Annotated in this window: 12 protein-coding genes; 8 read left to right on the forward strand and 4 right to left on the reverse strand. The window is 42.6% G+C overall.

Annotated features, from left to right (window positions below; genetic code table 11):
* The 4 genes from V7K62_RS18310 to V7K62_RS18325 all read left to right on the forward strand — a co-directional run.
* Window positions 1-482: TPR end-of-group domain-containing protein (locus tag V7K62_RS18310; RefSeq protein ID WP_334866412.1), on the forward strand; the 482-nt coding region annotated here is incomplete at its 5' end.
* Between the two features lie 140 nt (window positions 483-622).
* A complete protein-coding gene (locus tag V7K62_RS18315) occupies window positions 623-961 on the forward strand; it encodes a DUF2281 domain-containing protein (RefSeq protein WP_334866414.1) in 339 nt (112 codons plus the stop codon).
* A gap of 191 nt (window positions 962-1,152) precedes the next feature.
* Window positions 1,153-1,374: a hypothetical protein gene (locus V7K62_RS18320; protein ID WP_334866416.1), complete on the forward strand. Its 222-nt coding sequence runs from the start codon at window positions 1,153-1,155 to the stop codon at window positions 1,372-1,374.
* Complete coding sequence (locus tag V7K62_RS18325) at window positions 1,352-1,681, forward strand: type II toxin-antitoxin system PemK/MazF family toxin (protein WP_334866418.1); 330 nt, start codon at window positions 1,352-1,354, stop codon at window positions 1,679-1,681. The genes V7K62_RS18320 and V7K62_RS18325 overlap by 23 nt, the downstream gene beginning before the upstream one ends.
* Before the next feature lie 41 nt (window positions 1,682-1,722).
* On the opposite strand, the gene V7K62_RS18330 is transcribed toward V7K62_RS18325, so the two are convergent.
* Window positions 1,723-2,352, reverse strand: coding sequence for a Uma2 family endonuclease (locus tag V7K62_RS18330; protein WP_334866420.1), 630 nt, complete (start codon window positions 2,350-2,352; stop codon window positions 1,723-1,725).
* A gap of 162 nt (window positions 2,353-2,514) precedes the next feature.
* On the opposite strand from V7K62_RS18330, the gene hflX reads away from it, so the two are divergent.
* The 3 genes from hflX (at window position 2,515) to gshB (ending at window position 6,466) form a co-directional block, all read left to right on the forward strand.
* Window positions 2,515-4,284: a GTPase HflX gene (gene hflX, locus V7K62_RS18335; protein WP_334866619.1), complete on the forward strand. Its 1,770-nt coding sequence runs from the start codon at window positions 2,515-2,517 to the stop codon at window positions 4,282-4,284.
* A 695-nt stretch (window positions 4,285-4,979) separates the two neighbouring features.
* Window positions 4,980-5,252, forward strand: a complete 273-nt coding sequence (grxC, locus tag V7K62_RS18340; RefSeq protein WP_334866422.1) for a glutaredoxin 3 — start codon at window positions 4,980-4,982, stop codon at window positions 5,250-5,252.
* A 239-nt stretch (window positions 5,253-5,491) separates the two neighbouring features.
* Window positions 5,492-6,466, forward strand: coding sequence for a glutathione synthase (gene gshB / locus V7K62_RS18345; protein ID WP_334866423.1), 975 nt, complete (start codon window positions 5,492-5,494; stop codon window positions 6,464-6,466).
* Between the two features lie 502 nt (window positions 6,467-6,968).
* Here the strand turns inward: gshB and ftsZ are convergent.
* The 3 genes from ftsZ to V7K62_RS18360 form a co-directional block, all read right to left on the reverse strand.
* Window positions 6,969-8,285, reverse strand: coding sequence for a cell division protein FtsZ (ftsZ, locus tag V7K62_RS18350; protein WP_334866425.1), 1,317 nt, complete (start codon window positions 8,283-8,285; stop codon window positions 6,969-6,971).
* A gap of 60 nt (window positions 8,286-8,345) precedes the next feature.
* Entirely contained in the window at window positions 8,346-8,633 is a 288-nt protein-coding gene (locus tag V7K62_RS18355; RefSeq protein ID WP_334866427.1) for a hypothetical protein, read from the reverse strand.
* 726 nt (window positions 8,634-9,359) lie between these two features.
* Window positions 9,360-10,193 (reverse strand): cell division protein FtsQ/DivIB, encoded by an 834-nt coding sequence (locus tag V7K62_RS18360; protein WP_334866429.1) that lies wholly within the window; start codon window positions 10,191-10,193, stop codon window positions 9,360-9,362.
* Window positions 10,194-10,870: 677 nt separating this feature from the next.
* Here V7K62_RS18360 and V7K62_RS18365 point away from each other — a divergent pair.
* Window positions 10,871-12,202, forward strand: a complete 1,332-nt coding sequence (locus V7K62_RS18365; protein WP_334866431.1) for a P-loop NTPase fold protein — start codon at window positions 10,871-10,873, stop codon at window positions 12,200-12,202.
* The last annotated feature ends 95 nt before the right edge of the window (window positions 12,203-12,297 follow it).

Genomic DNA, 12,297 nt, shown 5'->3' on the forward strand with positions numbered 1-12,297 from the left:
AAGCTTGGTACAATCGGGGCTATGCGCTAGGCAATTTAGGACGGAATGAAGAAGCGATCGCATCCTACGACCAAGCACTGAAATTTAAACCAGATGACCACCAAGCTTGGTACGCTCGCGGCTATACGCTAGACAATTTAGTCCGCAATGAAGAAGCGATCGCATCCTACGACCAAGCACTGAAATTTCAACCAGATGACCACCAAGCTTGGTACAATCGGGGCTATGCGCTACGCAAATTAGGACGCAATGAAGAAGCGATCGCATCCTACGACCAAGCACTGAAATTTAAACCTGATAAACACCTAGCTTGGTACAACAAAGCTTGCTGTTATGCACTTCAAGGTAATATTGAGCAGGCACTAGAAAATCTGCAAAAAGCAATTAATTTAAGTCCTGATCAATGCCGTGAATTGGCAAAAACCGACTCAGACTTTGATGGTATTCGGGAAGATGAACGCTTTCAAGCTTTAATTCAATAACCACTAGAAATACTAAACTAATGTAAGGATTAATGTAGCGATCGCCTTCCCGCTTCCACTGAAAATCTTAACTGAAATTAAAAGCGATGCCTATAAATAACAAATTAAAAAGTTAACCTATATTGAAGAACAGAAACAAAATGTCAGAAACAATCAATATTGAGCAAGCGGTATTAGATAATCTGCGAATTCTCTCGAATGACAAGCAACAAGAAGTCCTAGATTTTGTTGAGTTTCTTGTTCAAAAAACAGGAAATCACCAACAGTTAGACACTGAAGATTCAAATTCTAGTATCTCATCAAATCTCCAACAGCAACAACAGCTATCTATCCGAGAAATTGCCCGACTACCTGTAGCAGAACGTCACAAAATACTAGAACCTTTTATCGCCGCTACAGCCGAAGATTTTTTGAATGACCCAGAATTAACAGAGTTTGCCGTTCTGGATGGTGAAGACTGGGAAATTGAAAATGACTAATCCCAAATAGTTTAATTATCTGTATTGATTATGCTGCTGAAACCAACGACTGAAAAAGAGCATCTTTGAGAAAAATACAATTCAGATGCAGCGATCGCCTTCCCACTTTCACTTAAAATATTAACTAAAATTACAAGCGATCGCCCCTAAATATAATTACAATAACATTATGAAAATCTTAACCAACAGTTATGCAAAATGAATTGACTACTCTGACTTATGAAATTGAACTAAAACCAGGAGAGAAATTGAATCTCCCAGAATCAATACTGAAAAATATAACTACAGGACGCTGGGTAATCACCATCCAACAAAAAGCAGAAGAACCCAAAAGCAGCCGCAACCATGATGCTTTTTTGAACGGCTACGCACCAGAAGACGAAGGACTTTATGACGACTATCCAAGCAGGTGAGTTTTGGGTAACAAATATTCAATTTACTAGCGGTGGCGGTTCCAAAAAGCGCCCCGTACTTGTGTTGTGGATAGATGCAAATGATGTTGTAGTAGCAGTAGTCACATCTGCAAAACCACGCACACAAACTGATGTACCTCTCAATGATTGGGCTGAAAGTGGTTTGCGTGTTGCTTCAACCGTCCGTCTGTCTCGATTGCATTCCTTAGAACAGTTTTTGTTGCTGGCTAAAATAGGGCAAATTTCCGAATCAGATGCAAAGCATTTAAAAGAAGTATGGGATTTGCATATCAAGCCTCAATTTTAAGCAACTTCAATTAAATGCGATGCCGATACATTACTAAATACTTAAATTTGTTCCTTCACCCACTCCCGAAAATTCCGCGTCATTTTCATCACGCCGACTCTTTGACTTTCTTCTAAAAATCGAGCAATTTCCATTAAAGGCAATTGTGCAAAACTTGGCGAACTATCACACTCTATATATTGCCCTTCTTGCAGTTGATAAATATACAGCACACCTTCCTCATAACGCCAAAGTTCCACAACACCTAAAGACGCATAAATATCAAATTTATTCAGCGAAGAACTCGTTAAATCTATTTCTACTACTAAATCCGGTGCTGGGTCACGGTTCAAATCAATTTCTGATTTGTTCCTCACCAAGACTTCATTGCGAATATAGTAACTGCTATCAGGTTCGGCACCACGCCGCAAATCTTCCCGTTTCAAAGTCGTTGAACCTGTAGGAAAAATCTCTAAATTCAACTCTTCACCCAAAACGAAAATGAGCATTTTCAACAAGCAATTCCAATGTTCATGCGGCATCAGTGGGGTCATAACTTCCAGCATTCCTTGGTCATAGGTGATTCGAGAGGCTCTATCCTCTCCCATCTCAGCTAGCATGGTTTCAAAAGTCTGCCAACTGATATTTCTCAATACAGCCCTTTGTTCTGAGGCGGCGCGTGTTGTTACCATTGCTCGATTTGTGGGTTATTACCACCAAAATAGCGTTAAATCAATATCCCCAGCGAACTAACTCACAACGCATCCCTCAAAGGAGAGAGATAGGAGCCTAAACCCTGTTGTAAAATAGACATATAAGGATTCGGGGGGCCATTTAACTGGTCAAAAACGCCTATAGAAACTATTTTTGGAAATCTCCAAGGTCTGAAGTCCAGCCAGCTGAAGCAACTACAGCGGCTGTATCACCAGCGCATACCAGGCGATCGCATCACCACGCCTGAGTTTTCCCAGCGTCTGGCAGCAATTAGCACAGAAGTCAATCAGCCTGTGTGTGCCTACATTAACCGTCGCGGACAAGTGATTCGCGTCGGGGTAGGCACACCGCGTCAAACGCAAATACCACCCCTGGAATTGCCCCGTTACGGTGCAGAACGACTCAGCGGTATTCGTTGTATTGCCACCCATCTCAAGCCAGAACCGCCCAATGAAGCGGCGCTCACGGCTATGGCACTACAACGCTTAGATGCCCTAGTTGTTCTAAATATTACCGGAACCGGATTTACACGGCGGGGAGGCGGTGCCACTGGGTATGTCAAAGAAGCTTATCTAGCTCATCTGACACCCCAAGACTCTCGCACCCTGATTCCTAGTCCTGCTGCTGTCAAAGTAGAGGAAAGCCAATTCGGCTTCGCTCACTCTAAACAAATCCAATCCCCAAGTTGGAATATATCGCCACCTCTGGACTTGGACGATCTGGCAGACCAGGATTTAGTAGACTTGGTAGAAAATCTGGAAGCGGAATTCCAGCGCGAATTTATCGCCCAGGAAGTAGATGCTGACCACGATCGCGTGCTGATTGTTGGGGTGATGACCAGTGAGATGACTCCCCTACAATTCCAGGACAATCTAGTGGAATTGGCCCGTTTAGTTGATACCGCTGGGGGAGATGTATTACAGACAATACAACAAAAGCGATCGCGCGTTCATCCCCAGACGGTAGTTGGCGAAGGTAAGGTGCAAGAAATTGCCCTAACTGCCCAAACACTAGGAGTCAATCTCGTTGTTTTTGACCGCGACCTCTCACCCTCCCAAGTCCGCAACTTAGAAATGCAAATTGGTATCCGGGTGGTTGACCGCACCGAAGTGATTTTGGATATCTTTGCCCAACGCGCTCAGTCCCGTGCCGGTAAATTGCAAGTAGAACTAGCACAACTAGAATATATGCAACCGCGACTGGCTGGTAGAGGTCGCACCATGTCCCGATTAGGTGGTGGTATTGGGACTCGTGGCCCTGGTGAAACGAAATTGGAAACTGAACGCCGTGCAATTGGGCAGCGTATTTCCCGACTGCAAAAAGAAGTAGATCAGTTGCAAGCACATCGTTCGCGGTTACGGCAGCGACGGCAGCATCAGGAAGTTCCCTCAGTGGCTTTGGTTGGATATACCAACGCTGGGAAGTCTACTTTGCTGAATGCTCTTACGAATGCAGAAGTTTATACAGCCGACCAGTTATTTGCTACTCTCGATCCCACCACCCGCCGCCTGGTAATTCCTCATGGCGAAACAGATGAACATCAGGAAATTCTCATTACAGATACAGTAGGGTTTATACACGAACTGCCTGCATCCTTAATGGATGCCTTCCGCGCCACCTTGGAGGAAGTCACAGAAGCCGATGCTCTACTACATTTGGTAGATTTGTCTCACCCCGCTTGGTTGCGTCATATTCGCTCAGTCAGAGAAATTTTGGCACAAATGCCAATAACTCCTGGCCCGGCGCTAGTGATTTTTAACAAGATTGATCAAGCCAATAGTGAGACACTGGCTCTAGCTAGGGAAGAATTTCCCCTCGCGGTGTTTATTTCTGCGAGTCAGCGCTTGGGATTAGAAACCCTACGTCAACGCCTTGCCAAGCTAATTGAATATGCAGTTGACTGTGGGTAAATACTGAAATTAAAGTTTTGTATTTCAGTTAAAAATGCCGTAGTTCTATTGACTACGGCATTTGCTATTACAGATAAAGAATATTTCTACTCCACTAAGCTGAAGTTGCCCAGACAAATATATTGAAAAAGCTTTTGCCGTAATAGTTTGAGCGATTGTGATCAAAACTGTATAGCTCTGTAGACTGCTTCTGTGTGCTTGCGATCGCACTCCTGCGCCACCACAGAGTATGAAATAAATTCAATTATATTTTATTAAAGATATTTCTAAATTAGGAAATAGTTCATTTCATCCTCCAGTTTTTTACTGGAATATTCCAAATCTAGTTACTTCGTCTAATTACTGTCTCGTATATATATAGCGACAGTGGTGAAGAAAAAGTCTTTAGTGACAGCTTAAATGATACTCCCATAGAGGCGTAAATAGACTAATATACTCCTACTTTCAGAAAGCTATACAATCGCTAAAAAGCCTATAAAACAAGCTTTTTAGCTATTTTGATTTTTGAACTCCGCGTACTCCTGCAAAGAAACAAGCTATGCGTAGTATGTCTCGAAGGGACTCATCTGTATTAGTAACTTGATGTGGCAAATTTAGTTAGCCACTTCTGAGGATAAAGTCAAAACGAGATAGGACAGCTACAGCCAGTGGCAAAGTTCTAAAATTAAGAAGTATGAAATCAATTTGAGGACATTATGGCTGCAAAAGTAGAAATTTACACTTGGAGAACTTGCCCGTTTTGTATCCGTGCCAAAAGTTTGCTGAAGAACAAGGGTGTTGAATTTATCGAATACAGTATTGATGGAGATGAAGCAGCCAGAGGTAAAATGGCTCAAAGGGCAAATGGACGGCGCTCTTTACCACAGATTTTCATCAACGATGATCATATTGGTGGTTGTGATGATATCCACGCTTTAGATAGTCAAGGCAAGCTGGATGAGCTACTAACTTCTAGCAATAGCGTATAGGTTCAGAAAGTATTGCGCTAGCGACAAGCCGCTGCAAATTACACGGCAGTCGCTACAACTCTAGAAAAACAACGCGCTATCTCTTGTCTACGGGCTTTTTCCCCACAAAACCGATATCTGTCCACAAGACTTTATCCTCCAGGTTCTACTCAGCAGTACAGATGTACGTCAATTGCTAAGATCATCAAGAGATAATAATTGAATAACCATTTAATTTCTTGGTGATTGAGGTATAAAGGGTGAAACTGGCTTTTATCATTGATTCCATCCATCTACTTGACCCGTGTCATGACACCAGTGTTGCCCTGATCGAAGCAGCGCAAATCTTGGGACACGAAGTTTGGGTGACTCAGGCACATCTGCTGAGTGTGGTGGAGGGCAAAGCTTGGGCTGTCCTACAGCGAGTCGAACTTGTACCAGTGCAGTTGGTGAACAAACGGTGGATCGCGGCGAATCCCTGGTATAAGTTGAGCGATTCCTCCTTAACTTCTTTAGAGACAATGGACGCCGTATTTATGCGGACAGATCCACCTGTCAATGATTCCTACCTATATGCCACCTATATTCTCGATTACATTGACCAAAATAAAACCCTGATGATTAATAGTCCCAGTGGTATCCGAGGGGCAAATGAAAAAATGTACGCCCTCCAGTTTACCAAAGCGATTCCAGAAACGATTGTCAGTGCTGATAAGCAGTTTATCCGGCAATTTGTGGAAGCAAAGGGGGCAGGGGTTCTTAAACCACTGGGTAACAAAGCTGGGGAAGGAATTTTGTTTTTGCAATCAAGCGATCGCAATTTTAACTCCATTGTCGAACTCAGTACCCTGCAAGGTAAAGTGCCAGTAATGGTACAAACCTATTTACCAGAGGCAAAAGAGGGAGATAAGCGAATTATCTTACTCAATGGCGAACCAATTGGTGCGCTCAATCGCCTCTCTAGTGGAACTGATTTTCGCAATAATATGGCAACTGGTGGTACAGTCGCTCAAACCGAAATTACCCCAAGAGAATATGAAATCTGTACCCAACTAGCCGAACGCTTACGCCAAGACGGCTTAATTTTTGTGGGTATTGACGTTATCGGTGGCTACCTAACTGAAGTTAACGTCACTAGTCCTACCGGAATTCGTGAGATTGATCGCCTAGATGGTACTAACCTTGGTCATCAGGTTATTCAATGGATTGAACAGGCAATAAAAAGCAAAAAATAATTTAAATTTATTTTTTACTTCATATCCTATTCTCCAGGAAATAGACTTCTTTCGGAGGCTTGCGTGGGTAACTCGCCCACGCAACTTACTTTAAGTAAATATATTTACTTGTACTGAATATGAGTTTACTGGAGCGCGGGAGTAGATGTAGCCATGTCTACGATAGGCTACGCCTAGACATTCGTAGTCGGGCAGGTCTTCGGTTTTTTTTGTTCCAAAAGCACAGCTAGACATGTGAGCCAGCAGACTCCTGCCCAAGTTCATTCTATAAGTAGCGTTAACGAATTTATTTACCAATGGGCAAAATTAGGGATGGCAATGGATTGCTTACCCCTGCCTTTGGTAAAACCCTGAAACTAGCAGATTTTATACAGCACTCAGCCTAACCTGAGACTGCTAATTTAATCTAAAATCATTCGACTGACTTGTACTGAGCCATGTCGTTGGCGCAGCCTCTCGTAGAGAAGTAGCGTTCACAACAAAGTCTCAAATCCAAAATCTTTTAATTTCGTGGTGTACGTCGGTTTTTCAGAAAATCAGGTATATCTAATCCAATTTTTTCTTTTGGTTCTGGAGTTGGAGTTGGAGTTGGAGTTGAACTTGGAGTTGAGGTTGGGGGATTAACTGCGGGTTGCTGTGTTGTTGGACGCTTCGAGGTATTAGGTGCGACTCGAACGTTAGCTACGCTTTGTTGTACCGCAGCTTGCACTTCACCCGTAAATCCTGTGGCAATTACAGTAATTCTTACCTCACCTTGGAGCCGGTCATCAATGACAGCCCCAAAAATAATATTGGCGTTGGGATCAACTACCTCATAGATTGCTTCTGCGGCTGCATTCACTTCATGCAAAGTCAGGTCAGTTCCACCTGTAATATTAAATACAACTCCTCTAGCGCCTTCAATAGAACACTCTAGTAATGGTGAAGAAATAGCTGCGATCGCAGCTTCTCTAGCTCTAGATTTTCCAGAGCTAACGCCGATTCCCATCAATGCCGATCCCGCATCTGCCATTACAGCCCGAACATCAGCAAAGTCAACGTTGACCAAGCCGGGGATCGTGATGATATCAGAAATACCTTGCACCCCTTGACGCAGCACATCATCTGCATAGCGAAAAGCTTCTTGCACAGGCGTTTGTTCGGGGATCACTTCCAGCAGTTTGTTGTTGGGGATAATGATCAGTGTATCTACTCTACTTTTTAGTCCTTGAATACCTTCTTCCGCTTGGCTAGTGCGGCGGCGTCCCTCAAAGACAAATGGACGTGTGACTACACCAACAGTGAGAGCGCCCATTTCTTTGGCCACTTCTGCCACGATTGGTGCTGCACCCGTCCCAGTGCCACCCCCCATACCAGCGGTGATAAATACTAGGTCTGCACCCTCTAAAGCTGTAGCAATTTCGTCTCGTGATTCCTCAGCTGCTTTTTGCCCGATTGCAGGATTACCACCTGCTCCTAAACCTCGCGTTAGCTTCTGTCCAATTTGCAATCGACTTGGAGCGCCAGCTAAGGTAAGAGCTTGAGCATCAGTGTTAATTGACCAAAACTCTACCCCAGAGACATCAGATTCAATCATGCGGTTAACAGCATTGCCACCACCACCACCGACACCAATGACTTTGATGTTGGCGACCCGACCAGGAACAATCTCACCAATTCGGCTATTTTCCGCAGAAATCTTTTTATTTTCGTGATTTTGACCGAAGTTCAGCCCAGAGTTATTAAAGGGGTTGGTCGAGTTAACTGCCAGAGAGAACCCCGGCTGTCCCGTAGATTGGGAATTTTTATAGTTAAGTCCTTGGTTATTATCAAGTGTCATTGGATTTGTGAAAGGGTAGATAAACGACTTTTTCAGGTGTTATTCACCTAAGAGTCAACTTTAGTTTGACAGTGCCACAATACTATGGCATTGTTCTTTATTGTTTTCACTACTGCCAAGCCTAACAGAATTGGCAGTACGAAAATTTGCTATGGGATTAGCTTTTAATGCAGCCGATCGCACAGCCAATTCTAGAGAAGTATACCTATATTTATCTAAAACTGACCTGTATAACTTCAACCAGACATTAATCTCTTGATTATTCTCAGCAGAGGGCATAACTTCTAAAGACACACTAAAGCGTATCTTCTCTGCCTCAATAATAATATTGTTAATAGGTTTCACCATTGGGGATGATTGCAACTTTAGACACAAAATTTACCTTCTACTTACTTATCCTTAAGGTTAAACTAAGCAAGAATTTACTTGTCAGACTATACCTGATTGACTTGTTGTTTGGGGGGTCTTAATGGACACTTTGTTGAAGCAATAGTCTATTTTACGAGAACCCTCACCAGTGCAGTCAACAAATCAAGATTTCCTCAGAGGTTTCGTCACCCAATAAAAATTACGGTACAGAGTAGTCCAAACTTATTGCCCAGAAGAAATGCTTACGCAACTTTAGGCGGCATTTTCTGTTACAGATTGAAACTTCGGTAAACTGTCTTTGGAAGTGTCCTCAACAGACCAAAGCCAGAGCGTTTTTGGCTCTGCACCTCGATGGCGGCATAAACCGTTCTCATCAGTGCCCTCTGCTCACAAGTCTGAGTCTGAATGAAAAGCTCAAGCAATTTTCTCTTTTTTGCGGTTTAGTCAAAGAATCTATGAGTAGAAGGCGTTTTGCACGCCATAGATCATCATTAGATTGTCCGACATCCTGCACCCTACTATTAGATGTTAAGGTAACAATTGAGGGTGTGTTACTCGCAATGGAGATTTTATGATTGATCTTCTCATTTTAATTAGAAGTTAATGCCGATTTTCGTGCGATTTGCTGGAAAACTGAAAATAATAAATATATTTATCAGCATAAAGCTTCTTAATTTACTAGGAGCTATCAATACAATAAACACGCTAGATGTTTTTAGGGATTTTGGGAGTTAATTTTTGATCTTTTTGGTTCATTTGTACTAATGGAGATTCGGGATTTTTCAGATCAATATACTCTATTTGACCGGAATTGAATTTTGTTGCTAAATGGCGCATTTGGGCGAGTACCTTAATTTGTTCAGACAACTGGGGGCCTGGAACACCGAGATGCACATTTCCTAGTTCAGTTTTCAAAATTAAATTTGTTGGATTTTGGCAATCAATTTCCATCACTTTTACGGGACTTTGGCTCACAGCTTCATGGAGTTGAGTCCAGTAGAGGCAGTATTGTTTTGGCGAACCAATTACTCTGAGATTGGGTAATTTCTTAGTGGGATTCAGTGATGTGTATTTTTCTAAGGGTATCCAGGCCCCACTTGCATCTAGTAAGCCGATTGTTACTTTTTTGTTGCCACGTGTTTGAGTCACGGCTACAGGCACTCGTTCTTGGATTTCAATAGTTAATCCAGGAGGAAAGAGGCGGCGTCTGACGATCGCTTGGGCAATAGTTGGTTGTTTCTTCAAAGAGTTAGCGATCGCCGACGGTTCAATCCGCCACAAAGACTGAGGGTAAGACAGCACCAACAATGACTGAGTTGTTTGATCCGACAGTAATTTATTGCCTGATTTCATCACTATTTGTTTGGGAGCTTTTAGCATCCACACCGGTTGGACTGCTACCCACAGCAATCCACCCGCCAAACCAGTAATGGCAAAGGTTCGCCAAATAGCTTGAATAATTCTCATCTGCCGCTGCCGACGCAATTTCTGACGACGCTGGGCTAGATGCGTGCGGGAAACTGATATTATGCCAGCCATTCACACCCCTTTTTGGTTGCAATCTAAATTCCTTGACACGCTCGGATCATTATTAATTTCAGTAAACACTGTTGGCATCTTTTAGCCGCTCTCCTCAAGACTTTTTTTATTTTTAGTAACACTTTACAGTAACTACACAAGGATTATGGCGCTAGTCATCGCTCCTTTAAAATTTCCGGTGTCCATTTTTAACTGACTGTAGTCTTTTTGACAAGTTATTTTTGAAGATTTTTTCCTAAAGATTACAAAATATTAATTGAGATGTTTAGGATTTTGTTTTCTTGACAAATAGAATGTGAAATGATAAACAAGTATTCCTGAATCTCTGTGTACCTTGCTATAATTCATACCAGCCAGACTCATCGGCTATCCAAACTAAGAACCATGAACTTTTGTAGCTTTTTTGACACAGTTACTAAACCATATAATTTTGTGGCAGGTGAAATAAAAGCGAGAGATTGTCAAAACCTCAATAGCATGTGTAAAAAGGACAGATATGCTTAAGCCTATTAGGATCAATTAAATCTCTACCATACTACTGACAGTAATCCTGCAACAAGTGCTGTCCTTTGCAAGACACTACCACCTTGCGAGTCAATTCTGTGCCTAGATCCCAGATCGGGATTAATTGTATAAAAAATCTCAACTAAACTGCATCTACATACACCTCTACATACATGAAAACGACATTAAATTTGTCACGTTTTTATAAAGCATGTAACCCCAGCTACACGCTAAATATAAGTAACGTCCTAGATCGGCAGTATTACATAGATTTTGCTGATGTACGTGGTTGCAAGATTGTCGAAGAATTGCAACGGACTATCATTCGGATTTCTCCTGATGAGCCAACCTGTCAGTTATTTACGGGTCACATTGGCTGCGGTAAGTCAACGGAATTGCAGCGCCTGAAGACAGAACTAGAATTGGCGGGATTTCATGTGGTTTATTTTGAGTCCAGTCAAGACTTAGATATGGCGGATATTGATGTCAGCGATATTCTGCTGAGTGTAGCCCGTCAAGTCAGTGCCAGTTTAGAAGGCATTGCCATCAAACTCAAACCTGGTTATTTTACCAATTTGTTTAAAGAAGTAGGCGATTTTTTGCAAAGCCCCATAGAGCTTTCTGGACAAGCAGAGTTGTCCTTGGGTATTGCCAAAATTACCGCCAAAACCAAAGATAGCACCCAGATGCGGAATCAATTAAGGCAATATCTGGAACCACGAACCAATAGTATTTTGCAAGCGATTAACGAAGAAATTTTAGAAAAGGCTATTGAACAGCTCAAGCTAAGGGGTCAAAAAGGATTGGTAGTGATTGTAGATAATTTGGATCGAGTGGATATGCGTCCCTTAGCATCGGGGCGATCGCAACCAGAATATCTCTTCATCGACCGAGGCGAACAGTTACGCCGACTTAAATGCCACCTAGTTTATACAATTCCCCTAACGTTAATTTTCTCCAATGAGTATGAGACACTAAAAAATCGCCTGGGGGGAGGGATTGCACCAAAAGTACTGCCGATGGTATTAGTGCGACAAAGAGATGGCAGTGACTACGAACCTGGGATGTCACTAGTGCGCCAGTTAGTTCTAGCTAGAGCTTTTCCAGAAGTTCCTTTGAATAGCAGACTTTTATTAATTACAGAATTATTCGATCACTCCCAAACCTTGGATCGTCTATGTCGGGTTAGTGGTGGTCACATTCGTAACTTATTGGGCTTACTTTATAGCTGCCTGCAACGACAAGATCCGCCTTTTTCTAGGGACTGCTTAGAAGCAGTGATTAAGGACTACCGCGACGATCTCCTATTAGCTATTGATGAATCCCAGTGGGAATTATTGTTTGAAGTAGTGCAGCAGCAGAGAGTTAAAGGTGAGTCTGACTATCAGAGCTTATTAAGAAGCATGTATCTGTTTGAATATCGCGATCCTATGGGGCGCTGGTTTGGCATCAGTCCAGCCTTGGCAGAAACAGAGAAAGTTTTGGCTTGGCAACAAAACAAGTAAAACAGTGCTGGGTAAGTTAATCGTCATTACTCACTTGTCCTTTGTCATTTGTCATTGGACTAATAACTAATGACCAATGCCCAATGCCCAATGCC

The sequence above is a fragment of the Nostoc sp. genome (genome assembly GCF_036917935.1).
GTDB lineage: Bacteria > Cyanobacteriota > Cyanobacteriia > Cyanobacteriales > Nostocaceae > Nostoc.